The organism is Pseudobutyrivibrio sp. AR14 (assembly GCF_900101325.1).
Classification (GTDB): Bacteria; Bacillota; Clostridia; order Lachnospirales; family Lachnospiraceae; genus Pseudobutyrivibrio.
Genome location: NZ_FMUY01000007.1, coordinates 1 through 26,121 on the forward strand (window position 1 = coordinate 1; position 26,121 = coordinate 26,121).

Annotated in this window: 23 protein-coding genes, 8 tRNA genes, 1 rRNA gene and 1 riboswitch; of the genes, 28 read left to right on the forward strand and 4 right to left on the reverse strand. The window is 39.3% G+C overall.

From position 1 onward, the window contains the following. From BLP50_RS07710 to BLP50_RS07755, 10 genes are all read left to right on the forward strand, one after another. Window positions 1-318 (forward strand): 23S ribosomal RNA (locus tag BLP50_RS07710); the annotation flags it as partial. 69 nt (window positions 319-387) lie between these two features. After that, window positions 388-459: transfer RNA gene (locus BLP50_RS07715), tRNA-Asn, on the forward strand. A gap of 83 nt (window positions 460-542) precedes the next feature. Further along, a tRNA-Glu gene (locus tag BLP50_RS07720) sits at window positions 543-614 on the forward strand. 26 nt (window positions 615-640) lie between these two features. Further along, window positions 641-713, forward strand: a tRNA-Thr gene (locus tag BLP50_RS07725). Between the two features lie 65 nt (window positions 714-778). Further along, window positions 779-852, forward strand: a tRNA-Ile gene (locus BLP50_RS07730). A gap of 19 nt (window positions 853-871) precedes the next feature. Then, window positions 872-945: transfer RNA gene (locus BLP50_RS07735), tRNA-Asp, on the forward strand. Between the two features lie 18 nt (window positions 946-963). Further along, window positions 964-1,036: transfer RNA gene (locus BLP50_RS07740), tRNA-Val, on the forward strand. 23 nt (window positions 1,037-1,059) lie between these two features. Beyond that, window positions 1,060-1,143 (forward strand) — tRNA-Leu (locus BLP50_RS07745). 29 nt (window positions 1,144-1,172) lie between these two features. Continuing rightward, window positions 1,173-1,246, forward strand: a tRNA-Arg gene (locus tag BLP50_RS07750). A 486-nt stretch (window positions 1,247-1,732) separates the two neighbouring features. Further along, complete coding sequence (locus tag BLP50_RS07755) at window positions 1,733-3,739, forward strand: GGDEF domain-containing protein (protein WP_090153387.1); 2,007 nt, start codon at window positions 1,733-1,735, stop codon at window positions 3,737-3,739. A 44-nt stretch (window positions 3,740-3,783) separates the two neighbouring features. Here the strand turns inward: BLP50_RS07755 and BLP50_RS07760 are convergent, their stop codons facing one another. Then, window positions 3,784-4,305, reverse strand: a complete 522-nt coding sequence (locus tag BLP50_RS07760; RefSeq protein WP_090153390.1) for a folate family ECF transporter S component — start codon at window positions 4,303-4,305, stop codon at window positions 3,784-3,786. Window positions 4,306-4,371: 66 nt separating this feature from the next. After that, a riboswitch (THF riboswitch) is annotated at window positions 4,372-4,467 on the reverse strand. Between the two features lie 234 nt (window positions 4,468-4,701). On the opposite strand from BLP50_RS07760, the gene BLP50_RS07765 reads away from it, so the two are divergent. The 16 genes from BLP50_RS07765 (at window position 4,702) to ade (ending at window position 20,294) form a co-directional block, all read left to right on the forward strand. Then, the gene (locus tag BLP50_RS07765; RefSeq protein WP_090153392.1) at window positions 4,702-6,759 is read left to right on the forward strand and encodes a methyl-accepting chemotaxis protein; all 2,058 of its coding nucleotides are present in this window, start codon (window positions 4,702-4,704) and stop codon (window positions 6,757-6,759) included. A 177-nt stretch (window positions 6,760-6,936) separates the two neighbouring features. Beyond that, a complete protein-coding gene (locus BLP50_RS07770; protein WP_090153394.1) occupies window positions 6,937-7,344 on the forward strand; it encodes an acyl-CoA thioesterase in 408 nt (135 codons plus the stop codon). A 31-nt stretch (window positions 7,345-7,375) separates the two neighbouring features. Then, window positions 7,376-7,795 (forward strand): 2-thiouracil desulfurase family protein, encoded by a 420-nt coding sequence (locus BLP50_RS07775; protein ID WP_090153398.1) that lies wholly within the window; start codon window positions 7,376-7,378, stop codon window positions 7,793-7,795. Between the two features lie 16 nt (window positions 7,796-7,811). Then, window positions 7,812-8,315, forward strand: coding sequence for a hypothetical protein (locus BLP50_RS07780; protein WP_090153400.1), 504 nt, complete (start codon window positions 7,812-7,814; stop codon window positions 8,313-8,315). 172 nt (window positions 8,316-8,487) lie between these two features. Further along, complete coding sequence (locus BLP50_RS07785; RefSeq protein WP_090153402.1) at window positions 8,488-9,852, forward strand: right-handed parallel beta-helix repeat-containing protein; 1,365 nt, start codon at window positions 8,488-8,490, stop codon at window positions 9,850-9,852. Between the two features lie 142 nt (window positions 9,853-9,994). Further along, a complete protein-coding gene (gene nikB / locus BLP50_RS07790) occupies window positions 9,995-10,960 on the forward strand; it encodes a nickel ABC transporter permease (protein ID WP_090153403.1) in 966 nt (321 codons plus the stop codon). Continuing rightward, the gene (gene nikC / locus BLP50_RS07795; protein WP_090153405.1) at window positions 10,953-11,804 is read left to right on the forward strand and encodes a nickel transporter permease; all 852 of its coding nucleotides are present in this window, start codon (window positions 10,953-10,955) and stop codon (window positions 11,802-11,804) included. The genes nikB and nikC overlap by 8 nt, the downstream gene beginning before the upstream one ends. Before the next feature lie 29 nt (window positions 11,805-11,833). Next, the gene (locus BLP50_RS07800; protein ID WP_090153407.1) at window positions 11,834-13,399 is read left to right on the forward strand and encodes an ABC transporter substrate-binding protein; all 1,566 of its coding nucleotides are present in this window, start codon (window positions 11,834-11,836) and stop codon (window positions 13,397-13,399) included. Window positions 13,400-13,426: 27 nt separating this feature from the next. Then, a complete protein-coding gene (locus tag BLP50_RS07805) occupies window positions 13,427-14,212 on the forward strand; it encodes an ABC transporter ATP-binding protein (RefSeq protein WP_090153409.1) in 786 nt (261 codons plus the stop codon). 5 nt (window positions 14,213-14,217) lie between these two features. Beyond that, window positions 14,218-14,976: an ABC transporter ATP-binding protein gene (locus BLP50_RS07810; RefSeq protein WP_090153411.1), complete on the forward strand. Its 759-nt coding sequence runs from the start codon at window positions 14,218-14,220 to the stop codon at window positions 14,974-14,976. A gap of 146 nt (window positions 14,977-15,122) precedes the next feature. Then, complete coding sequence (locus tag BLP50_RS07815; protein WP_176753725.1) at window positions 15,123-15,833, forward strand: class I SAM-dependent methyltransferase; 711 nt, start codon at window positions 15,123-15,125, stop codon at window positions 15,831-15,833. A gap of 32 nt (window positions 15,834-15,865) precedes the next feature. Beyond that, window positions 15,866-16,627, forward strand: coding sequence for a class I SAM-dependent methyltransferase (locus BLP50_RS07820; RefSeq protein ID WP_090153415.1), 762 nt, complete (start codon window positions 15,866-15,868; stop codon window positions 16,625-16,627). Window positions 16,628-17,074: 447 nt separating this feature from the next. After that, window positions 17,075-17,470 (forward strand): ATP-binding protein, encoded by a 396-nt coding sequence (locus tag BLP50_RS07825; protein WP_176753726.1) that lies wholly within the window; start codon window positions 17,075-17,077, stop codon window positions 17,468-17,470. A gap of 73 nt (window positions 17,471-17,543) precedes the next feature. Next, complete coding sequence (gene hypB, locus BLP50_RS07830) at window positions 17,544-18,218, forward strand: hydrogenase nickel incorporation protein HypB (protein ID WP_090153419.1); 675 nt, start codon at window positions 17,544-17,546, stop codon at window positions 18,216-18,218. Between the two features lie 16 nt (window positions 18,219-18,234). Continuing rightward, a complete protein-coding gene (locus BLP50_RS07835) occupies window positions 18,235-18,492 on the forward strand; it encodes a hypothetical protein (RefSeq protein WP_090153421.1) in 258 nt (85 codons plus the stop codon). Window positions 18,493-18,578: 86 nt separating this feature from the next. Continuing rightward, window positions 18,579-20,294 carry an adenine deaminase gene (ade, locus tag BLP50_RS07840; RefSeq protein ID WP_242869242.1) on the forward strand — a complete coding sequence of 572 codons (1,716 nt, stop codon included), beginning with the start codon at window positions 18,579-18,581 and terminating at the stop codon, window positions 20,292-20,294. Between the two features lie 38 nt (window positions 20,295-20,332). Here ade and BLP50_RS07845 read toward each other — a convergent pair whose 3' ends face one another. The 3 genes from BLP50_RS07845 to BLP50_RS07855 form a co-directional block, all read right to left on the reverse strand. Then, on the reverse strand, window positions 20,333-21,898 hold the full coding sequence (locus BLP50_RS07845; RefSeq protein WP_090153423.1) for a DUF5722 domain-containing protein: 1,566 nt from the start codon (window positions 21,896-21,898) through the stop codon (window positions 20,333-20,335). 120 nt (window positions 21,899-22,018) lie between these two features. Next, window positions 22,019-23,494: a 4-alpha-glucanotransferase gene (gene malQ / locus BLP50_RS07850; RefSeq protein WP_090153708.1), complete on the reverse strand. Its 1,476-nt coding sequence runs from the start codon at window positions 23,492-23,494 to the stop codon at window positions 22,019-22,021. A 24-nt stretch (window positions 23,495-23,518) separates the two neighbouring features. Next, window positions 23,519-24,523 carry a LacI family DNA-binding transcriptional regulator gene (locus tag BLP50_RS07855; protein WP_090153425.1) on the reverse strand — a complete coding sequence of 335 codons (1,005 nt, stop codon included), beginning with the start codon at window positions 24,521-24,523 and terminating at the stop codon, window positions 23,519-23,521. Between the two features lie 184 nt (window positions 24,524-24,707). Here BLP50_RS07855 and BLP50_RS07860 point away from each other — a divergent pair, with 184 nt between their 5' ends. Beyond that, a complete protein-coding gene (locus BLP50_RS07860; RefSeq protein ID WP_090153428.1) occupies window positions 24,708-25,883 on the forward strand; it encodes an FKBP-type peptidyl-prolyl cis-trans isomerase in 1,176 nt (391 codons plus the stop codon). A gap of 88 nt (window positions 25,884-25,971) precedes the next feature. Continuing rightward, window positions 25,972-26,115 (forward strand): six-cysteine ranthipeptide SCIFF, encoded by a 144-nt coding sequence (scfA, locus tag BLP50_RS07865; RefSeq protein ID WP_033151787.1) that lies wholly within the window; start codon window positions 25,972-25,974, stop codon window positions 26,113-26,115. Window positions 26,116-26,121 lie beyond the last annotated feature (6 nt).

Genomic DNA, 26,121 nt, shown 5'->3' on the forward strand with positions numbered 1-26,121 from the left:
GGGTTCAGAACGTCGTGAGACAGTTCGGTCCCTATCCGGCGCGGGCGGAGGATATTTGAGAGGAGCTGCCCCTAGTACGAGAGGACCGGGGTGGACGGACCACTGGTGTATCAGCTGTCGACCAACGGCATAGCTGAGTAGCCAAGTCTGGACGGGATAAACGCTGAAGGCATCTAAGCGTGAAGCCCCCCTCAAGATGAGATATCCCCTCCTTCAAGGAGATAAGATCCCTTAAAGACGATAAGGTAGATAGGTTCAAGGTGTAAGTGTGGTAACACATTCAGCTGATGAATACTAATAGATCGAAGGTTTATTCTAAAAGATGTTAGCGTGTTCTCGTGACACTGTATGAAGTTTTGAGGTTGTTAGTAACCTTATAGGTATTAATCCTCGATAGCTCAATGGTAGAGCACTCGGCTGTTAACCGAGTTGTTGTAGGTTCGAGCCCTACTCGGGGAGCTCATATAGATGTTGATTTTTGAAAATCTATATGTTATGATAATGCAGTCGCTGAACACAGGCGTTGTGAATTCAGTCGGTTTGGCTCCGTGGTCAAGCGGTTAAGACATCGCCCTTTCACGGCGGTAACACGGGTTCGATTCCCGTCGGAGTCACTTGCCAAGTGGCATCTTATCAATAAGCCGATGTGGCTCAATTGGCAGAGCAGCTGATTTGTAATCAGCAGGTTATCGGTTCGAGTCCGATCATCGGCTTTTTTCTATTGAGTAGAAAGAGGCCAATTTTTTTTATAAAGGTCTTGCTTGTATTCACACAATATGGACCTTTAGCTCAGTTGGTTAGAGCAACCGGCTCATAACCGGTCGGTCCAGGGTTCGAGTCCCTGAGGGTCCACTTTCTATTTTTATAATATGGCCTCATGGCTCAGTTGGTTAGAGCGCCGCCCTGTCACGGCGGAGGTCGAGGGTTCAAGTCCCTCTGGGGTCGTTTCCAGTTTTTTGTCATGGGATCTTAGCTCAGCTGGGAGAGCATCTGCCTTACAAGCAGAGGGTCACAGGTTCGAGCCCTGTAGGTCCCATTTGTTATCTTTACGGATAACATGCCGTAGTGGCGGAACTGGCAGACGCGCGGGACTTAAAATCCCGTGGTGGCGACATCGTACCGGTTCGATTCCGGTCTACGGCATTACTCTTAGGAGTACATTTTAATATTATGTGTGTGTAGCTCAGCTGGATAGAGCACTTGGCTACGGACCAAGGTGTCGGGGGTTCGAATCCTCTCACGCACGCTTGATTAAAAGAAAAAGAGATAGGAAGTATCCTATCTCTTTTTTCTTTTAACTCACCGGCAGGTCGAATTCGAACGGGTTCGAATTCTCGCCTGCCGGCTCGGTCGGCGCTAAGCGACGTCCACCGGACGTCAGCGCCCTCTCACGCACACTAAATCAAAAGAAAAGAGATAGGAAATATCCTATCTCTTTTTTTCTTTTAACTCACAGGCAGATCGAATTCAAACGGGTTTGAATAAATCGGTCGGTGCTAAACGACGTCCACCGGACGTCAGCACCCTCTCACGCACGAGATAAAATCAAAGGAGTGTGCATAATCAATCGTAAGTGGATTAAAGAAATGGACAGAGGATGCGCAAGCTATAAAGTTATAAAAATTGTGAAAGTTTTTTGACGTTAAAAGAATGTTAACAATTGTGATTTATAATTATCAGAAACAAAAAACTATGTATTTACTCAAAGGGGAGCGTGGGGGCTTAAATTTATATGATTTACGCAATGGTGCCGGGATCGGCGTTGGTGATAAATTTAATAATTAACTGGGAATTATTTAAAAAATATGGATTCAGTATAAAGGGCAATGATGAAAAAAAGTGGGTTCATGTGCGATATAACTATTTTGTTCTTGCTGCATGTGGATACTTTTTAGTAGATATGACATGGGGAATTTTGTATGAGCACAAAGAGGTACAAGCATTTTTCCCAATTATATATTTTTTAACAGTTTTGTATTTCTTGTTTATGCTGCTAACTATGTTAACGTGGACGAGATATATAGTGGCATATCTTGATAGAAAAGGACTTAGAAACGACATACTCCTATATGGCGTATGGTCTATGTTTACTATAGGGCTGGTATTTCTATTGCTTAATCCATTCCATCATTTGATGTTTTTCTATAATGAAGCAAATGAATATGTTGGAGAAAAAGGAAAAAATATAACATTTTTCCTGCAGATTGCATTTTACACTGTAGTATATATTTATATGTTATATGTTGCCCATAAAAGTACTGGACGACAAAAAATTAGATACAAAACAGTGGCAGTTACAAGCGTTGTTTTAGGAATTTCTCTTACACTTCAGATATTATTTGCATTGCATCCTTCGTATGCATTAGGACTTATATTTGGTATATGTCTAGTGCATTCTTTCGTACAATCTAGTGAGAAGAAAGAAAAAGAAATACATGATCATATCGCTAGTACTATGGCAAAAGACTATGAAGCCATATTTTACATTGACATAGAATCGGGAGAATATTTAACATTTGCTAAAAGTGAAAAATACATGAGTATAAATGCAACTGCCTTGGAAAAAGATTTCTTTCAAGAGGCATATGATAGCATTGATGAGTGTGTTTTCCCTGAGGATAAGGAATATGCGAAGGCCTTTTATAACAAGGAAACTATGCTGAGAAATCTTGAGGGCAAGCGCTCATTCTCTTTTAAATACAGAGTCATGGTATATGAAAAACCTAGATTTTTCTTATTTACGGTTATGCATGACACTAGTAGTAAGCATCTTATCTTCTATGAAAAAGATATTGATGATGAGTTAAATGCAGAAAAAATAAATAAGGAAAATCAGAAAAAGACCATAACATTCGGACAGATTGCAGAGAGTCTTGCTAGCAACTATGATGCAATCTATTACGTAGATATAGCTAATTCTTCATATGTTAATTATATGGTAAGTAACATATTTGGAGAGTTGGAGATCACTAAATCTGGAGATGATTTCTTTAAGGAATCAATTGAAAATATTCCAAAGATTATTCATCACCAAGATAGAGATGCAGTTTGTGACTTTCTTAATAAAGATAATTTGATCAGTTTGCTAGATAATCAAAAAGATACATCCATAGATTACCGAATCATAGTTAATGGTAAGCCTCGTTTTACAAGAATGGTTGTTAGAAAGACCAGTGATAGCACGCATTTTATCGTTGGTGTAGAAGATGTTGATGCTGAAGTGAAAAAGCAGATGCAACAACTAAGAGCGCTAAAGACAGAAAAAGAGCTAGCACGTCGAGACGAGTTGACAGGAGTCAAGAACAAGACTGCGTACAAAGAACTAGAGGAATCAGCTCAAGGAAATATTGATCATGGCATGGATTATCTGAATTTTGGTTTAGTTGTATGTGATACTAATAATCTGAAGCAGATAAATGATACTTTAGGACATGCTGCAGGAGATGAGTACATTAGAGCATCGGCACGTCTATTATGTGATATTTTCGTACATAGTCCGGTGTTTAGAGTGGGCGGTGATGAGTTTGTGGTATTCCTCCGCGGTAATGATTATACTCAAAGGCACGAGCTTATGAACCAATTGCACTCACAAGTTCTTGAAAACAAAAGGATTGGTGCAGGAGTTATCCTGGCAGCAGGAATGTCAGAGTACAAACCGGAGACAGATTGCTTTGTATCAGATGTATTTGAGCGAGCAGACAAAGAAATGTACGAGGACAAACAAAGACTGAAAGCATAGAAATAGGCTTGATTAGCGCTGAATGCGTTAATCAAGCCATTTTTTTACTCGACCTGTAAGTGAAAAACCTTAACCTCTTGAATTGTCTTAAGAACAATGAATTTCATAACAGTCATGATTGGCAGCATAATAACTTCCTTAGGGAGTCGTGAAATTATTACAGCAAAATAGGCGTCCTTGAGATAAAGAAGCTTAAGCCAGTAGCTATTCATTAGAATATTAACAACTATTGTTAAAATAACCTGAGTAACAAGCACCCGTGTGAAGGTTATTTTTTTCTTATAAAACATAAGTCCATAGATGATACCACTGACTATTCCACTGATGGTAAAGCCAGGGAAAAATGGACCGGTAGGTTTTACAAGATAGCCACCTATATCCATCAGCGCTCCTACAACTCCAGATACTGCTGGGCCTAGAAGCATTCCAGATACGCTAAGAGGCAATGAGCCAAAGCCTATAGTGATGAGTTGATTCACTGGTATCTTGAAAAAGCTAAGGATGATACCGATAGCGGTAAGCATTGCTGCAAGAGCCAGTGTTTTCGTGTTACGTAATTTAGTCATAAAAATACACCTCCTTTGCAGTCCACTTAATCTACAATGGAGGCGTAAAAATACACTTCACTATGTAGCAGCGGGATGCGACCATAAAACCGCGGCATTGCCTTCGTCCAAGTGACAACTCCCTGTTCACCTGGCACTTAACGCTTTACAGTCTACTCTGCATTTCTTTTTTCGTATTATACCCATATAAGCAACACAAATCAATAAGATGTAGATAAAATTGAAGAATTTGTAAAAACATGCTAGTTTTTACAGTTATTCCTTACTTTATTGATACATTATTCACATTAAGGACATTATTTTTTGTTAGCTTAAAAGAATACAAGATTGGGGTATTACAAATAGTATTGGTATAAATGTAACGTAATTCGAATTTAATTCGAGGAGGGGTATTATATGGCAAAGACTAAGGTAGTAAAGCAGGGGAAGCTAGCTACAAGAATTGCTGCTGTTGTTATTGCAGTGTTAATTATTAGTATGACAATTCTTGTTGTGCTTGTTACATTTACTGCAAGAAATGCTATGGAGCAATCCGCAGAAGCTAGAATGAAAGAAGCGGCAGAAGCAAGAGCAGCTTTGATAAATAATTATTTTAGCGATATAGAGACATTTCTAGCAGCATACGCAGTAAGTCCTTCTATGGTAAGATTGGCAGAAAACCAGGATGATCCAGAGGCCTATGCGGAAGCTAAAAAATTTACCGATGAATATGCTGAAAGAATTCCAAATCTTGAAAATATCTATATGAGCCGCACAAATACATATGTACTTTGTGGACATGTAAATGAGACGATAGGTAAGCAGTCTGTGACAGATCAGGCATTACTAGATATGTTAACACCAATGTATGAGGCTATGGGACAGGCTGGAACACCTATGTTTTCTGGTGTTATGGCGTCTCCAACAGGTGATTTGGGTATCATATTCTCATATCCTGTAATGAGCGGAAATAAGATGGTTGCAGTTGCAGGTATTTCGGTTAATGCCACAGGTCTTATCAATCAGCTGAGCACATTATCATTTGACGGATGGGACAAGGCAACTGTATCACTTGTAGATGTAAATAATCTTAATTACACATATTCTGATGACCAAAGCTTAATTGGAACAACTGTTGAGGAATCAAGCTATGTTTTCCCAATTATGTCTTATGCCAACGGTGAGAGTGGAGTTAATAGCGATAATTTAGGAAGTGAGGGAATCCTTCTTGCCTATTCAAATATTCCAAACTATGGAATTACAGTTTTAGTTCAAGATACAGCTGATGAAGTATATGCCTCTATGAGAAGCATGACTCAAATGGTAATAATTCTTGCTATAGTGGTAATTATACTTATTACTGCAATCACATTTATAGTAATCAACATATTACTTAAGGATTTAACAAGACTGAGCAATAATATTAATGATGTTTCATCTTCACTTGATTTGACACAGACTTCTGGTCTAGAAAAATATGCACATCGTCATGATGAAGTTGGAATGGTTTCTAATTCAACCCTTGGATTGATTAGGGCTATTACAGACATAGCCAGTGCCCTTAAAACTAATGCTAATGGACTTAGGACATCGGCAAATGAGCTTGATAACTCCGCAAGCTCAACTGAGCAGACAGCACTTAATATTTCAGAGTCTGTAGCTGAGATTGCAGATGGCGCTTCATCACAGGCTGAAACAATTCAGGAGGGCGTTCAGGCTGTAGCAGATATTGTGGATTCTGTTCAAAATCTTAACGATAACCTTAGTGGCGCAGATCAGCAAGCTGAAGAAATGTCAAAATCATCTAAGGATATGCTTTATAATTTCGAGAACCTTGGCAAGGCTATGGAAGAGACACAGGCCAGCCTTACACAGGTTTCTGAATCAATGGCAGCAGTGGATGATTTCGTTAGCCAGGTTCAGGAAGCTGCAGATGCAATTGATTCTATTGCCAGCCAGACAAACTTGCTTTCACTTAATGCATCTATTGAGGCAGCTAGAGCAGGTGAGGCAGGTCGTGGATTTGCAGTTGTTGCAGAAGAAATTGGTAATCTTTCTGAACAGTCAGGACAGGCGGCTCATTCAATTGGCGAGATAATGCAACAGCTATCTAACCGTTCAAAAGAAGCTGTACAGACAGTTGATGATTTGGGAAGTGTAGTAGAAAAGCAACAGCAGATTAGTACTGATACAAGAAATGCTGTAACAGAAGTTATCTCAATGATTGATGAAGTAAGAGAAAGCTTTACAAAGGCAAAAGATGCCTGCTTAGATATGAAGAACAAGTCAGCAGTTATCGAGGATACAATGTCAGGACTTTCTGCAATATCTGAAGAAAATGCTGCATCATCTCAGGAAACATCAGCTTCTATGGAGCAGGTTAACAATACTGTAAAGGGCATCAAGGATATGGCATTTAACTTAACAAGTATTTCAGATGAGTTGAATGAATCACTCAGCAGATTTAAACTTTAAAACCTATTATTAAAAAATATACATGCCATTCCCTTACCGCTAGATTTATAGTTGGTAAGGGAGTGGCTTTTTTATAGTCTGCTATTTTACAAAGATTTACTTATATAGTTTTTTTGATTAAAATAAAAAAGTACGAAAAAGTAGGCTTTTACATATGTTTTTAGGAAGGACAATCTAGTGAAAGAATATATACACACAGTTCAGTATTATGAAACGGACAAAATGCAAATAACCCATCACTCAAACTACATTAGATGGATGGAAGAGGCGAGAATAGATTTTTTGGCTCAGATGGGCTGGCCATTTGACAAGCTAGAAGGGCTAGGAATAGTTTCTCCAGTGTTAAGCGTAAATTGTGATTACAAGCTGACTACAACATTTCCTGAACAAATATTTATAAATGTTAGAGTAAAAGAATTTAAGGGCGTAAAATTATATCTTGAATATGAAATGAAAAATAAGGACGGCAAAGTGGTATGTGTTGGTACAACTGGTCATGCATTTTTAAATGCTAAGGGAAGACCAATCAGAATGAAACAGGATTATCCTGAGCTATACCAGTTGCTTTCAACAGACGAACAATAAGTTTTATTTCAAAGAAAGAAGAGTTTTATCCATGAAAATAATGGTTAGCGCATGTCTCTTAGGAGAAAATTGCAAATACAGTGGCGGTAACAATTATAACGAGAATGTTCTTAAGTACGTGGAGGGGCATCAGGTGATACCTGTTTGTCCTGAGGTAGACGGTGGACTTTCGACACCTAGGATTCCCTGTGAAATTGTAAATGGGATTGTCACCGATAGGCAGGGACAGAGCAAAGTCATAGAATTTAGAACTGGGGCAAGGCTTGGCCTTAAAAAAGCCATTGAAGAAAATGTAGACTTGGCGATACTTCAGTCTAGAAGTCCATCCTGTGGAGTTAATCAAATATATGATGGAACCTTCACTGGTGGACTAATAGATGGGCAGGGCGTATTCGCCAAGATGTTAATAGAAAGTGGAATAAAAGTAATTGATGCAGCAGACATTAAATAGTAAAGGGGTTGGGGATATGAAAGAAAAATTAGGAAGAATCAAAGTTTTATTTGGAGATGTGGACAACACATTACTTTGCCTGAAAATGTACAATGAAGAGGGCAAGCGAATTGTAGGTTTTGAGGATGCCAATGACTGGCTTAAATACAATATTAATCATAATGCATACATCAAATGCCAGGCACCACGTGGCGTGAAAAATCTCATTGATGATTTGCATTTTAATCATGGTGTGAAAATTTACGGGTTGACTGAGTGTAGCAATTCTTTTGAATATAACTCTAAGTTCAATAGATTAAAGGAATGCTATCCTGGTATTTTCGAGCATCATGGTGATTTGATTTCTACAGAATCAAGACATAAAAAGGTGCTTATTATGAAGATGATAGCTGAACGAGATGGATATGATATGAATGAAATTATGTTTATTGATGACAGCTATACAGAGATAATGGAGGCATTTGGAGCAGGAATTCTCTCTATGCATACAACTGAGGTTATGGAGCGATTTATGCAGTAATTCATCACATTTTTTACCCTATGTAATAAGCCTGTTTTAAAGGGATATTACACATATGAGTATTATTGTGATATTATCTTCACAGCTAAAATGAGTTGTGCTATGATAACAGCCGTGTTAACTGATCAGAACACAAATTAACTAGACTATTGAGACAGAAAGGATAGTGTTGATGATTAATAGTAAAAAGATTATTGCCTTAGGTATGGTGGCATTAGCTTTGGTGTTAGGCTTTGAAACAAATGTTACTAAGGTAAAGGCGGCTGAAGTAATTGCTGAAGATGTAGAGGAAGAGAGCATCGAAGAAGAGACAGAAGATGTAGAAGAAGTTTCAGACGAAGACTCAGATGATGAGGTTGAGGTGGAAGCTGAGGAAGATGATACTACAGTAGATTTAGATGATGAGACTGAGGAGTCAAATGCTATAGAGGGACCTATTGTTGTAGGTACTGACGCTGATAGTATTAATGATGCTATAGATATGGCTTCAGAAGCAGGTGGTGGAACAATCATTGTTCCTGCTGGACATTATAGTGAGCAATTATTTATTGAAACAGATGGCATTAAAATAGAAGCTGAAGTAGGTGCCGTTCTTGATGGGGCAGATTTAACACCTACTGATGACGCAAACGCTATGATATATATTCAGGCATCGGATGTGTCTGTTAGCAATTTGGAAATTGAAAATTTTAAATATGAAGGACCATCAGAGAGTATTACAACTACAGGTATTGAAGTGGCAGATGGTTCCTCAAATGTTACTATAAAGGATTGCATAATTCATGATATCGGATGTATTTACACAACTGTGTCTGAGGAGTACAACGGACATGGAATCTACGTTTCAGGTGGTGTGAAAGAACCAACAACTGATATTAATATAAGTGGATGCGAGCTTTATGATTTACATCTTGGACAGAGTGAATCCCTCGCATTAAATGGTAATGTTTCCAATTTCACTGTTAATAACAATTACATTCATAATTGTGACAATATCGGTATAGATGCTATAGGCTATGAGCAAACAAAAGAAGGTAGTAAAGATCGAGAATTAGATAGAGCTAGAGATGGTGTCATTTCCAATAATACAGTGGAGTATATTTCTTGCGACCCAAGCATCAATATTACATACGAGAGTAAGTGCGCTGCAGGTATTTATGTTGATGGAGGAGACCATGTAATTGTTTTTGGAAATACAGTATCCTATTGTGATATTGGTATAGAAGTTGCTACAGAGCATCCAGGTGTGGCAGTTACAGCAATCTATGTACATGACAATATTTTAAGAGAAAACAATGCATTTGCTGGAATAGCATTTGGCGGATACGATCCAAAAATAACTGGCTGGGCAACAGGCTGTGCCTTTGAAGATAACTATATTTATAATACTTCAGGAACATGTTTTATGGTTCAGTTCGCATGCTCAGGTACAAATGCTATTTATCAAAATACATTTGATGCGCAGGGCACTGCAGTGAAATACCAAGAAGTTTTTGGAAAATTGAGCTCTGGAAATGTGGTTGTAAGGAATAAATAAGAATAACAATTACAGATAAAATGCATTTGCTATATGTTAAATATTCTAAAATGGAATAACAAATTTAATAATTATGAATAACTAATACCCCTTAAACATTTGATAGACTAGCGGTTTAATAGTAAACTATATTAGTTGAAGAATGTTTAAGGGGTATTCTCTTTTGAAATATACAATCAAACGAATTCTACAATTAATTCCAATATTGTTTGCAATTACCTTCTTGTCATTTGCTATGATGCGACTGGCTGGCTCAGATGTTGTTGAGCAAAAGATGCTGAACACCGGTCAGGTGGTCACTGATGCCCAGCTTGAGGCAGCAAAGGCGGAGCTGGGATTAGATAAGCCTTTTTTAGTTCAATACATCACATGGCTTAATGACTTACTCCACGGTGATATGGGGGTTAGTTTTGTATCTGGCATGGATGTTTTTGATACATTCATTTCAAAGCTTCCAGCTACATTGTTCCTTACTGTAACATCCATAGTACTTACAGTAATTATTTCTATTCCTCTAGGGATTATTTCAGCAGTATATAAAAATAAATTCTGGGACTATTTCATCAGGTTTTTCAGTTTTATTGGAAATAGTATGCCAAACTTTTTTGTTTCCCTTGTACTTATGTATATCTTAGGAATCAAGCTTAGATTTTTCCCTATTATATCAAGAGAGATGAGCTTTGAAAGTGTGGCTATGCCTACCATCACTCTGGCTATTGCAATGAGTGCTAAATACCTGCGTCAGGTTAGGACTACAGTCTTAGATGAGCTTGGTAAGGACTATATTATGGGCGCTAAGGCTAGAGGTGTTAAATTTTCTACCACCCTCTGGAAGAGCGTAATGAGAGAATCCCTTGTCACTATTATTACTTTACTTGCTCTTTCTATCGGAAGTCTTTTAGGTGGTACAGCCATAGTCGAGTCCATATTTATGTGGGATGGTGTAGGAAAGATGGCAGTGGATGCTATCAATATGCGCGACTATCCTATTATCCAGGCATATGTTATGTGGATGGCTATTATTTATGTGACAGTTAATCTGATTACAGATTTATCGTATAGATTATTAGATCCAAGAATTAGATTGGAGGGCACTGGCAATGAGTAGTGAGAATAGACAGGTGTCCGTCCGACAGCTAAAAGTAAAAAAATGTAATACTAAGTGTCGACTTATTGTATTTGCCATGCTGGCAATTTGTTTGGTTGCAGTGGCAGTTTTTGCAGATAGATTGTGTCCATATGACCCTTACGCTCAGGACTTATCTTTAAGCTATCAGGCGCCTTCAGCTGTCCATTTGATGGGAACTGATGCCTATGGTAGAGATATGTTTTCTAGAGTTATTGTTGGTGCTAGAGCCAGCATTTTATCTACGCTTGCCCTTGTGGGTATTATCACACTTGTTGGTACCGCAGTAGGCACTATATCAGGATTTATTGGTGGGAAAGTTGATGCTATCGTAATGCGCGTATCAGACTTTTTCCTTGCCTTCCCAGGGCTTGTATTTGCCCTTGCAGTTGCAGCTCATTTAGGCGGTGGTGTTTTAAATGCAATTATTGCTCTTGCAGTAATAAGCTGGCCTAAATATGCCAGAGTTGCCAGAAGTCAGACGTTATCGGTGAAGGTTTCCTCCTTCGTTCAGGCGGCAGTTTTGGCGGGAGACAATCCCCCTCAGATTATCTTTCGCCATATTTTGCCTAATATATTTGGTCCTATACTTGTGACAGCCATGCTTGATATTGGCACTATGACAATGGAGCTGGCAGGACTTTCATTCTTAGGACTGGGGGCACAGCCTCCAATTGCAGAATGGGGCAGTATGATGTCAAGTGGCAGAAGTATGTTACAGACATATCCGTGGGTAGTACTATCCCCAGGAATTGCCATATTTATTTCTGTAGTTATTTTTAATTTACTTGGTGACACAGTGCGGGATTATCTTGATCCAAAATAGCACTTTGCCATAAATAGAAAGGAGCATATATGAAGGGAATAAAGAAAGCCGTTGCCTTTGCTATGGCTATGGCGCTTACATTAGGAGCATTTACAGGTTGTAGTGGTTCAAAAAAAGAGCCTACAAATGCAAGCGCCGACGGAAAGAAGACATTTACATTTGGAGACACAACATTTAACGCAGAAAATGAAGAGGCAACTATTGATCCACACGAAGCATATTGTGGATGGGCCTGCATTCGTTACGGTGTTGGTGAGACATTATTTAAATTCAATGAAAACATGGAGCTTGAGCCATGGGTGGCAGAAAGCTATGAAAATATAGACGACCTTACATGGAAGGTTACAATTAAGGATGGAGTTACATTCTCAAATGGTAAGGCATGTGATGCAGCAGCAGTAAAAGCTTGCATCGAGGATTTGGTAGCGGTTCATGAGAGAGCTGCAGCTGACCTTGCAATTGATTCTATTGAAGCTGATGGTCAGACTCTTACTATCAAGACACAGGAACCAAAGCCAACACTTATGAATTATCTTTGTGATCCTTATGGATGCATAATTGATGTAGAGGCTGGTAATGCAGATGGCATCGTAGTAGGTACAGGTCCTTATGTGGCTACAGAGCTTGTTACATCAGATCATCTAAATCTGGTTAAGAATGACAATTACTGGAATGGACAGCCAAAGATTGATGAGATTACAGTGCTTACAATCACAGATGGTGATACACTTGCCCTTGCTCTTCAAAATGGTGATATAGATGCAGCTTATGGTATGGCTTATGCCAACTATCCAATTTTTGAAAATGATGACTATGTATTTACTGGCACACCAACAAGCCGTGCTTTCTATTGCCAGATGAATTACAACTCTAAAATTATTCAGGATGATGCTGTCAGAAAAGCACTTGCAATGGGTATCGATAAGGAAGGCTTTGTAAATACATTACTAAAGGGATACGGCGCAGTAGGTGTTGGTGCCTTCCCTGACAATTTCTCATTCGGCGGAGATGCAGTATCTACTGTTGGATACGATCCAGAAGGAGCTAAGACTGTACTTGAGGAAGCTGGCTGGAAGGATACTGATGGAGATGGAATTAGAGAAAAGGGTGGAAAGACTCTTACGCTTAATTGGGTTAGTTACCCAAGTAGACAGGAGCTTCCACTTCTCTGTGAATCAGCACAGGCAACACTTAAGGATATAGGATTTGATATTCAGCTTAACATTACAGCTGACCATGGTACAATCGTATCTGAGAAGGATGGCTGGGATGTATATGCAGCAGCGTTTGTTACATGTGGTATTGGTGACCCAATGTATTTCTTTACAACAAATTGCTTAGATGATTCACCTAAGAATCGCGGTGGATATCACAGTGATGAGCTTCAGAAACTTGCAGAGGAAATGAATGCCACATTTGATCCAGAAAAGAGGGGCGAGCTTGCTATTCAGATGCAGCAGCAGCTTCTTGATGACAACTCATTTATTTTCTGTTCATTCCTTCGTATGAGCATGATTACAAAGGCTAATGTAACAGGACTTAAGGCACACCCAAGTGATTACTATGAATTTACAGCAGACTTGGATATTCAGTAAATAGTTTTTTCAAGAGAGGCTTAGGTTATGAGCGAGGAAATCTTAAAATTTGATTCAGTAGAAATATCATTTGAAGAAGGCCCCGTTGTTCATGACGTAAGCTTCTCTTTGCATTCTGGAGAAATACTTGCCTTGGTTGGCGAGTCGGGCAGCGGGAAAAGTACACTTATAAAATCTGCTATGGGTCTTTTAAATGACAATGGACTTGTGACTAAGGGAGATATTTATTACAAAGGCACCAATCTACTACAGCTATCTGAAAAGGAAATGAGAAAGATTCGTGGTGCTGAAATTGGCATGATTTTCCAGGATGCCAAAAGCTCACTTTGCCCTATTAGAACAATCGGCAGCCAGATTGTGGAGAGCATGAATTCTCATAAGAAAATTCCAAAGGCCATAGCCAAGGAGAAGGCTCTAGATTTATTTGAAAAAATTGGATTTAGAGAGGCCGAAAAGCTTTGGAAGAGTTATCCATTTGAATTGTCAGGTGGCATGAATCAAAGAGTAGGTATTGCTATTTCAATGCTTATGAATCCATCTATATTGCTGGCGGATGAACCTACAAGTGCGCTGGATGTAGCTGTGCAGAAGCAGGTTGTAGATGAGATGCTAAATCTTAGAGAATTATTTGGAACGGCTATTATTATTGTTACCCATGATATCAGCGTTGCAGCAGCTATGGCAGATACGGTTCTTGTATTAAAGGATGGCAATATGATGGAATACGGTGAGGCTAAGAAAGTTATTGATAGTCCGGAGAATGATTATACCAAGCATTTGATGGAGGCAGTTCCACGACTTAAGAGGGCTTAGTTTAGGTGAAAGAAATAATAACAGTAAATAATCTAACTAAATATTTCAAAGCACATGGTAAGGCTGACACAGCAGCAGTTGACAATGTTTCATTTTCCCTGCATGATGGAGAAACACTTGCCCTGGTTGGCGAGTCGGGAAGTGGAAAGAGTACAATCGCCCGCCTTCTTACTGGGCTCATAAAGGCTACAGATGGAAACATTCGCATATACGATAAGGATATATGCAAAATGAAAAAGAACAAAGCCCTAGAGCTTTACAGTCAGATTCAGATGGTCTTTCAGAATCCTGCAGAGTCATTTAATCCAAGAAAGACTTTGGGTTATGGAATTGGTGAGTCCCTTAAAAATAGAGGATATAATAGTGGAGCTACAGCCAATAAAGTGGCAGAACTTCTTGAAATGTGTGGTCTACCAGCGGAGATAGCTTTAAAATATCCTCACCAGGTCAGTGGTGGGCAATGTCAGAGAGCGGCTATCGCAAGAGCTCTTGCAGTGGAGCCAAAGATTCTTATTTGTGATGAGGCTACAAGCTCCCTTGATGTAACTGTTCAAAAGCAGATAATTGAGCTGCTGGATAAATTGAGAAAATCAAAGGATTTATCAATTATTTTTATCTGTCACAACTTAGCTTTGGTGCAGCAGTTTTGTGACAGAGTAATAGTGCTCTATGACGGTAAAATCGTAGATCAGGGCACACCTGATGAGATAATAAACAACCCACAAGCAGACTATACAAAGTTGCTTGTGGATTCAATATTGTAGGCTAATCGCATAGAATGTTTTGTTCTAAATCATGAGCTTGAAGCTTATATTTATATTTTTGTGATATACTTTGTTAAGTTATGAATAAAGAATTAATTAAGCAAAATCATGTCTATTGGCAAAATAGGGCCTTAGGTTATTCTGAGGTGAATAAAGAAGAATTGGCAGGCGTCCAAAGAGAAAATTGGACGTCTTTTTTGACTTCTGAAATTACACTTCAGTTTCCAGGTAGGAAAAGAAGCGATATAAAGATTCTTGATGTGGGAGCAGGCCCTGGATTTATATCCATCATTTTGGCTGAGGCAGGATTTAATGTGACAGCATTTGATTTTTCAGAATCTATGTTAGAAGAGGCTAGGATTAATTCAGGCGATTTGGCAGATAATATTGCTTTTATCCAGGGAAACGCTATGGAATTGCCATTTGAGGCCGAGTCATTTGATGTGGTATTTTCCAGAAATCTCACATGGAATTTGCCTGAGCCCAAGACTGCTTATAATCAGTGGGTTAGAGTGTTGAAGAAAAATGGGCTTATGCTTGTATTTGACGCCAATTGGTATACATATCTTGTGGATGATAAAAAGAGGGGCGAGTACAATCAGGACAGAATGAATGTTGCTGAGCAGGGCCTTGGCGATTACAATATAGGAGCTAATTTTGATCAGATGGAGGCAATTGCTATACAGATGCCTCTTACCGACAGGATTAGGCCGGCATGGGATGAAGAATACCTGCAGTCTATAGCTGCTGGACAGGTGAGTATAAAAGAAGATATAGGCCAAGTTCTATATTCAACAAAGGAAAAGATAAATTATAAGTCAACACCACTATTTATGGTGAAGCTGATAAAGGATTAATTGGGCCACAGATAGAATAGGAATAATTAATAATGGGAAAATTACACTATATAGCCTTTGAAGATGAGGCTGACAATATAAAAGAAAAAGTAGAGAGCTACTGGACAAAAAGAGCAGAGAGCTTTTTTGAACTTAGGCACGATGAAATAGAAAGCCCTAAGGCTGCTAGATGGCTAGGAGAGATAGAAAAGCTGCTTCCAAATAAAGAAAAACTTAATATCCTTGATGTGGGATGTGGAACAGGATATTTCGAGGTCATTTTAGGCAGATGCGGTCATAAGGTTACTGGCATAGATTTGACTCAAGAGATGATAGATAGGGCCAATGAGATGATTGGACTATATGGTTTGGACAAAAGTGCAGTTAAGGCAATCACAGGTGATGCTGAAAACCTTAGTTTTGAAGATGAGACTTTCGATGTGGTAATTAGCCGAAATCTTACCTGGACACTGCCACATCCTATTGATGCATACAGTCAGTGGATGCGTGTGCTTAAAAAAGGTGGCGTTCTTATTAACTTTGACGCTGAGTATGCAAAGGGAGCCCATAATTTAAAGAGCCCAGAAAACATTGCCCACAGCAAAATAGACGATGCTTTAAAGGATGAGTGTCACCATATTTATCATATGCTTACCATCAGTATGCTAGATAGACCTCAGTGGGATCAGGAGGTTCTTTCACATTTAGGCTTTAATGAGATAGTTATTGATAGAGAGTTTGGAGATAGGATTTTTATTGAGCATGATGAATTCTATATCCCAGATAAAATGTTTTGCATAAAAGCTATTAAATGATCATGAATAGTGATTATTTATGATAACTATTGATTAAAAGTGATTGGCTCACCACAAGTGAGTAAAAAAGTGGTGGAAAGCCCTAAATAATCAACAAAAAATCCTATCAGGTGAATACAAAAAAATACAATTTTTTTTGTAATTTTTTCTTGCGAAAACGTTTAGGTCGTGGTATATTATACATCGTACTAGCGAAAAGCTAATACCAAATTTTTCATAACTCAGCGACCAGGGGCAACTTTGGTCGCACTCCCCGAATATTATGCCGACACATTGGTGTCGGCTTTTTATATTTTTGTAATTTTTTCTTAAGGGTATTTCTCCCAGTTTTTCAGCCTTTAGACCTATATTTGCCAGAATAGTTTAACTGTGTTATAATCCTAAATGTTACGAAAATGTTACTATAATGTTACGCAATATAACTTTTTGGACACGGAGAACTATGTTATGAATAAAGCGGAAGAACCAGTTTTCGAGGCTCTGGAGTTGTCTAATCTTGTTGGGGATTGTATTTCAAAATTAGATGGCGAGGCCAAGGAGGCTAATATTTCATTGTCTTTTTCAGGAGAACGGTGTAGTGTTTTTGGCAGCAAGGAGAACCTGGAAGAGGTAGTATTTAATCTTGTGGAAAACTCTATTAAATATAATGAGGAGGGTGGACATATTTGGGTAAAGGTATACACCAGCGATGGCCCTACTATTTCCATTAAGGACGATGGCAAGGGCACTCCTTACGCCGATCCTATTATCACTAGCGTTAGGGATATAGTGGAGCTTCATCAGGCTAAGCTGATTACCGATAATGGCATCGGTGGGGGCTCAGAATTTAAGGTGGTCTTTTAACTGCAATATAGTCTATAATATAAGTTAGAATCTTAAGAGGGATTCTAACTTTATTTTTTTAGGAGTATTAATAATGTCTGAAGTAAAAGTGATTGAAATAGGAGAGAGCGTATTCGCAGAAAACGAAGCTGCAGCTGCATCTATTAGAGAGCAGATGAAGAAGCAGGGGACTTTTTTTGTAAATGTAATGTCAGGACCTGGTTCAGGAAAGACAACTACTCTTTCTGCAATTATTAATCGCATGAAGGATAAATATAAAATTGGCGAGATGGACGTGGATATAGAGACTAGTATTGATGCCCAGCGTGTAGCAGATGCCACAGGCGTTGAGTCTATTCAGATTCACAACATGGGACTTTGCCATATTGATGCAGATATGACTAGCCGTGCGCTTTCTGAGTACGATACTACTGGTTTGGATTTACTTATACTTGAAAATATTGGTAATTTAGTGTGCCCAGCAGAGTTTGATGTGGGAGCCAATAAAAATCTCATGCTTCTTTCTGTTCCAGAGGGAGATGACAAGCCACTTAAGTACCCACTTATGTTTGAGGTTAGCGATGTGGTTTTGATTAACAAAATCGATACTTTGGATTATTTTGATTTTAGTAAGGAAAAAGTTACTGAGAGAATTTTAAAGCTAAATCCAAATGCAAAGATTTTCTTCGTCAGTGGTAAGACTGGCGAGGGCCTAGATGCCGTGGTTGAATGGCTTGAAAGTGAGATCGCAGCAGTAAAGCAAGCTTAGTTTGATTGGAGGGGTTATGAAGGAAAATCATGGTGAACTTAATATGTCAGTTTCAGCAGTTTGCCAGAACGACAAGGGGCAAAAGTATGCCTTTGTGACCTTTTCTGATGGGGTTAGAGATGCTGAAGGACGTATTCCAGAATGTAAGATTCTCAACAATAATGGATTTGCAGCAATCGAAGTAAATGAATTGGAAAAATACATGCGTGAGCATCTTTCTGATTTAAAAAAGATGGCAGCAGGGATAGATATTTTTTCTGCCTTCACGAAATAATTTAAGCTCAAGAGCAGTTTGCCCTTGAGCTTTTTTAGAATATAAAAGGGATGTTTTTTAGGGGAAATAATTAATAGGAGAGGTTAATGAGATATCAACAGAAGAGCATGACAAGAGATGAGTATGAGCATTTTTTGCAGGTGACCTCAGGGGAAGTAAAGGCGGAGCTTGTATTAAAGAATGCTAACTTTCTTGATGTATTTACTAATCGATTTAAATCGGGAGATATTGCTATTTCAAGTGGTACCTTTGCGGGGATTGGAAAGTACTCAGGTGCACAGGAGATAGACATGACAGGCAAGACTATTGTGCCTGGATTTATTGATGCCCACATTCACATCGAGAGCACAACCGTTGTTCCTGAGATATTTGTAAAAGAGTCTATTAAGCACGGGACTACTGCAGTTATAACAGATCCTCATGAGATAGCAAATGTAATGGGGATAGATGGAATTAACTACATGCTTGAGGCCACAGAGGGGCTGCCTATGGATGTTTTCTTTATGATTCCATCATGTGTCCCATCTTGTAAATACGATGAGGCAGGTGCTGTTATTATGGCATCGGATATGGAACAGTTCTATGGCAGAGATAGAGTCAAGGGCATGGCAGAGCTTATGGATGTAGATGGTGTGGTAGGCAGGAATCCATCAGTTTTAGATAAATCCTATTCAGCTATAAAAAAAGACATGCTAATAGATGGACATGCCCCTATGGTAACAGGCCAGAAATTGGTAAGCTATATAGCCGCAGGTGTTTTATCTGATCATGAATGTGCCTCATTAGAAGAGGCGCTGGAAAAAATGGGGCTTGGTGTATGGATAATGATTCGTGAGGGTACAGCTGCTGAAAACCTAGCGGACCTGATTGGATTGTGTCAGGAGCCTTATGCATCCAGAAGCATGTTTTGCACAGATGATAGGCATATAAATCACATTATGGAGGAGGGGCATATAGACGCTATTATTAGAAAGGCAATTAAGCTGGGCGCGGACCCTGCTATAGCTTATAAGATGGCATCCTACAATGTAGCAGCATATTTTGGATTGAGAGACCGAGGGGCTATTTCTCCAGGATTCCTTGCAGATTTTATTGTGCTTGAGGATATAAATGATGCCAGAGTAGGTGCTGTTTACAAAAATGGAATAGAAATTACAGATGAGGCTCTTAAGCTAAAATGCAAGAGTCATATTCCAGATGATTTGATTAAAAAATCACATGATACCTTTCATATGCCCCTTATTACAGAAGAAATGCTTGAGAATAAGGGCAAGCTTCCTATAATAGGTCTGGTTCCTGGACAGCTTTATACCACGAGAGAGGGGCTATCTGAGGGGATTAATATAGATCAGGATATACTGAAAGTTGCAGTGGTAGAAAGACACAAAAACACCGGCCACATTGGCATAGGATTTGTTAATGGATATGGCATGAAAAAGGGTGCTATTGCTACATCAGTAGCCCATGATGCTCACAATATTATAGCTATAGGTGTAAGTGAAAAGGATATGGCACATGCTATAAATGCACTTAAAGATATAGGTGGAGGAATGGTTGTGTGGGCTGATGGAAAGGTAAAGGCGTCATATCCCCTTCCGGTAGCAGGTTTGATGAGTGAAGAAAGCTCTGATATGGCAAAAAAGCATTTAGAAGAAATTCACTTAGCAGCCTATGAACTAGGAGCTAATAAGGGTATTGATCCATTTATGACATTAAGCTTTACAGCCCTTCCGGTGATTCCGGAATTACGCATTACCACAAAAGGAGTGGTTGATGTTGCATCAGGTAAGATATTTAAGTAAAAGAAAACCAGTGCTAAAAAGCACTGGTTTTATCTATGTTATCTAGGTGTTATGCGTGACATTAAATCTACGCCAGCAATTGCACTAGCCTGGGCAATTGTATTTGGATTATCTGCACTCTGGTACCATGAGTATGCCATCTTTCTAGATGCATCTACATTACAGATACCGTAAGCAAGACCCTGAGCAATTTCGTCAGCATGGTCTGTCTCTCTTGAGAGAACGATACCGTCTACAAATCTATTATTCATAGCTACAAGGTAAGCATAGACAATAGAAGCTGCCTGCTGTTCCTGACCATATGCACTTGTGTAACCTACCTCAGAAATCTTAACACTTCTGACTGCTCCAGATGGAGAAAGTAAATCAGGTGTTGATAAGTAATCTGTAAGTACATCGAAGTTGTAAACAGTTACATAAGAAGCATTCTGGTTATGTGGTGCACCTGCGCCTAACCAAGCGCAAGGATCTGAAAGCTGTGAGTTGTATGGGTGGTGAGCCAATCTCCAGTCAATGTTACCCTGACTCTTGATATATGAGTTGAATGATGAAAGGAAGCCCTTACCACTCATGTAATAACCAGCTTCTGGTCTAGCCCACTGATGATCGATACAAGTGTAAACATTTGCTGTTGAATTCTCAGACTTAATACCGTTATAGATTACACGGAATGCATTAGCATATTCTCTAACAAATGCTTCGTGAGAACCGCAGTTCATGTAGTTCCACATAGTGTAAGCATTAACCTCATTACCGATGATGAAGTTGTCTACCTGACCGTAGCCTCTTCCGCACCAACGATTAGCAAGATATGATGATGCAGCAGCAAGAAGCTCTACGCCATCTTTTGTTGATGCATTTAATCCGTAATAGTTGTGGAGACCAAGCTGATCCATTGAATATGGGCTGATGAATCTGCCATCAGCAGCTGCATCTACCACGATAATAACTGAAACCTGACATCCCTGCTCATTAAACTTCTTAAGTGAAATATCATAAGCTGAAAGTCTAGCTGTCTCGAAATTATATGTCTTGCCATTGTAGTTCCAAGGAATACCAGAACCACCAGTAATCCAAGAAAGTGGAAGAGTAAGATTGACCTGTGTACAACCTAAATCCTTTGGCTGACATTTGCCAAGCTGATATCCTTCAAGTGCTGGAAGAATACCCTTTTTTGATCTATCCATACGGCGCGCACCAGCCTGTGCAGCAGCCTCTGGATTTAAAATAAACATACTGTTTGAAACAGGCTTTAAAGCTCCACCAGACATTACACATACAGTGAATTTCTTGAAGAGAACTGATTCAGCAGCTCCCTTGTTGAGAGGTACTGAAAATGTAGTGCCTGAAGCAGCAGGTGCCTGAGCAACATCTATTCCTACAGGAGCGCTTTCGTTAACATCGGAAGCAACTAGATGGAAAAGTCCATCATCTGAACCGGTAGCACCTGTTGTAGCAATAACAACATCAGAGCCCTGGATAAGAACACTACCGATTGCAACCGAACCAGCGGCCTTAGCATCGATTGGTGGTACGATAGCAAAAGCTGTGATTACAAGCGCTAGTGAAAGTGCTAAGCTTGCAAGTGATTTTAAAACCTTCATAATGATTTGTCCTTTCTGAATTACATTTATGTCCTTTGAGTTAAGCAACAGGGACATTATATCATAAGGTTATAAAAAACACTGCAAAATAATTGTGAAATTATTTGTAACAAAATGTGATTATCGCTCATACATGTGTACTAACTGTAAAATTTTCTCTGCAAGCTCATCTGAAAGCTCATTTTTCAAAAGGCGCCACTGCCAGTTGCCGCTTTTGGTTCCAGGTACATTAATACGATTGAACTTGCCAAGTCCCAGATAATCCTGCATTTGAGCTACAAAAAGTACAGCTACAGAGCTCATTCCGCCTCTAATCATTCCCCAGTTAAATTTTTCAAAGCGAGAAATGCCGAGGTATTCTTTTGCATATTTTCTGTCAGCTTTTTTGGCTGTCTGATACCATTCCATAACTGTGGCATTGTCGTGGGTGCCGGTGTAGCAGATGCAATTCTTGTCATAGGTATGAGGCTGGTAGTTGTTAGCTTCACCAGAGTCAAATGCAAATTCAAGTACCTTCATACCAGGCCATTTGCTGTCATTTAGAAGCTTTACAACAGTAGGCGATGGCTGGCCTAAATCCTCAGCAATAAACTCGGTCTTTGGGAAGGTAGAAGATAATAGACCTACTAAATCCATGCCAGGACCTGGCTTCCACTGACCATTTCTAGCGGTAGACTCTCCAGCTGGAACTGCCCAGTACTCATCAAAGCCACGGAAGTGATCGATTCTAAGTACATCATATAGCTTTACGGCGCCCTCAATACGGCGAAGCCACCAGCGGTAGCCATCTTTTTTCATAGCATCCCAGTTGTAGCATGGATTGCCCCAAAGCTGTCCATCGGCACTAAAATAATCTGGTGGAACTCCAGCTACCTCAACAGGATAATTCTTATCGTCTAGGCTGAAGAACTGAGGCTCTGCCCATACATCACATGAGTCTAGGGCTACATATATTGGAAGGTCTCCAATTATTTCTATGCCCAAATCATTAATATATTTTTTGAGCTTGTCCCACTGTTTGAAGAAAAGATATTGAATAAATATGTAGAATTCCATATCATCAGACAATTCCATTTTGTATTTTAAAACTGCATCTTTGTCATGGAGACGAATGTCTTCCTCTGGCCATTCCTGCCAGCTAATCATGTTGAAATGCTTTTTAAGTGCCATGAATAGTGCATAGTTTTCTACCCAAGGGTTGTCATCTACGAAGCCACCGATTTCATTTATTAGGTTTTTGTAGCCCCGTTCCTTTGCTTTTTCAAGAACCTTAAAACGGCTTATATAAATCTGACCATAGTCCACATATCTAGGGTTTGTTCCCCATTTTTCCTTTTTGACATCTTCCTTTGTAAGGAGACCATCCTCAATGAGCATATCCAAATCAATAAAATAAGGATTACCAGCATTGGTAGAAAAGCTCTGGTATGGGCTATCGCCGTAGCTGGTAGGGCCTAGAGGAAGCACCTGCCAATATTTCTGTCCGGCAGCTTTTAAAAAGTCTGCAAATTCGTATGCTGCTTTGCCAAATGTACCTATTCCATAAGGGGATGGCAAAGATGAAATTGGAAATAGAATTCCGCTACTTCTTTTCATATTAATAATCTCCATTCTTAAAAATTATCTAAGAGTTTCTCCTTCTCGAAGGGTAGTAGGTAATGTTAAATGCTGATGTGGCCCTTCATTATCAATAATGTCAACAAGTACATCTACGGCCTTGATGCCAATATGTTCCATTGGCTGACATAGGGTGCTAAGAACTGGATTGGTATATTCGGATGCCTCGATACCATCTATAGCAATAACAGCTACATCATCAGGAACAATCTTTTTAGCATCTCGGAGCGCTTTCATGGCGCCCATGGCCATATTGTCAGAAATGCAAAACAGGGCAGAAAAATCAATGCCTTTATCTAACCATTTACTCATTTCATGATACGCGTCAGCAATGTTAAAACTGTGAATCTGGATGATGAGATTATCATCCTCGGGGATATTAAATTCCTTAAGCGCTCGCTTGTATCCGGCGTATCTAACTTGGCTGACAGAGCCGTCGTCCACAGCTGATAGAAGAACAGCTATTTTTTTGTGTCCCCTCTTATATAACTGTTCAACAGCGGAAAAGGCGGTGGCCTCATCATCGATACAGACGCTGGAGTACTGGTCACTGTTTAGATTTCCATATTCATTGCTAAAGGTGCAGCAGACAAATGGAACTCCGATGGAGGCTACCTGTTCTTTGGTGTAATTGAGATGTCCACCTAATAAGATGAGCCCCTGAAGACGCTTATCTTTTTCCATCATGGCGGCCACTCTCAGTTCATCCTCATCGGTGGATATTTGCTGCATTACCATGGTGTAACCTGATTTCTCTATTTTATCCCCAATGGCGGTGATGATCTTAGTATAGAAGGGGTTGGAAATTCCTCGCATTATAACACCGATGTTGTCGGAAGAGGACATGCCCAGATTTCTTGCGCTGGTATTGGGGATATAATTGTATTTGTTCACAATAGCCATGACTTTTTTGACAGCATCCTGACTGACATCAGGATGATTGTTAAGCACTCTTGAAACGGTGCTAACACTAACGCCTGCAAGCCTGGCAATATCTTTTATTGTCATAACTATTCCTTTCTGTTGTAGTTCTGGAAACGTTACTGGAAACGTTTCCAGACATATATAAATAATACAACCATAAATGAGTCTGGTCAATAGCCATTATTTTTGTGCTAAGTAAATTACTACTAAACTTGCAGGGCTTTTTTTCTTATGGTAAACTACAAAAAGCGCTTTAGGAGGATAAGCTATGAAAAAAAAGCTTTTTACAGTATTACTTTGTGGGGCACTTGCAGTTTCAGCAGTAGCCTGCAAAAAGGAAATAAAATATAAGGCTAGCGACCTAGTTGAGCTCGGCCAGTACAAGGGTATGGAGATTACTCTTTACAATAATTATGAATTTACGGAAGAAGGATTTGCTTCATTTGTAGATAATTCAATTCAGCAGCAGGCCATCTTTATTCCAGATGATTCCCTTACAACTGTCGAGGAAGATTCTATAGTAAATGTAGACTACGTTGGATCTAAGGATGGAGTTGCTTTTGATCGTGGTTCTGCCGAGGATCAGATGATTGATATAGCTAACAATTCATCAGCAACCGAAAAGACTGGATATATTGCTGGTTTTACAGCAGGACTTGTAGGCCATGAGGTCGGTGAGGAGGTAGCTTACGAGGTTACTTTCCCAGAGGAATACAACAGCCCTGATTTGGCTGGACAGACAGTTGTCTTTACATTCCAGATTAATTACATTGCCAATTCCATTGATTCAAAGGATAAGCTTACAGATGATATAGTTGCTGAGAAGATTCAGGGCTATAGTACAGTAGATGAATATGTAGCAGCCCTTGAAAAGGCGTACAGGGACAATCTTGAGACTTCATTGGCCAACGACAAAGAGACAGCTATATTGAATGCCATTGAAAATGGCAATATTGGTACGGTTAAGGAAGTACCAGAGGACTTGCTTCAGGCTAGAGTAGATATGATTATCAATATGCAGGAAAAGCAGTATGAAGCAATGGGCACTACCATGGAAGAATATGCCACTTCAGCTGGATATGACTACGAAGAAGTCATTGCTAACTTAAAAGATAACGTTAGAGAATCTACTAAGACAGAGCTTATTTTAGAGGCTATAGCTGATGCAGAAGATATCCAAATAGATGATGAGTATGATAAATTCATTAAGAATGTCTACACTAAGATGAGATATACAGATGCAGATTCATTCTATGAAGATTTTTCAGTAGAAGGATATGAGGGAAGCAGATATTTTGAGTTAGCCTACAGAACAGAAAAGGCTTTGGATTATCTTGTTGAAAACTGTGTAGTATCATTTGAGGAGCCACCACTTGTAGAGGATGTGGAAGTCACAGATGATGAGGCAGTTCAAGAAGATGCAACAGAAGAATCTGCTGAATAGAAAGGCTTTATATTTTACCTAAGCTGTAGTATAATTTATGCTAGTTTTTGGGCCTATGCCCGATTTTAAAAATAAAGGAGATATGAATATGGAACACATTAAGACTCTCAACACTAAGAGATTACAGAATACAGTAAAGGAAGGCGGATGCGGCGAGTGCCAGACATCATGCCAGTCAGCTTGCAAGACATCTTGCACAGTTGGAAATCAGAGCTGTGAGCACAAGAACTAATCACAG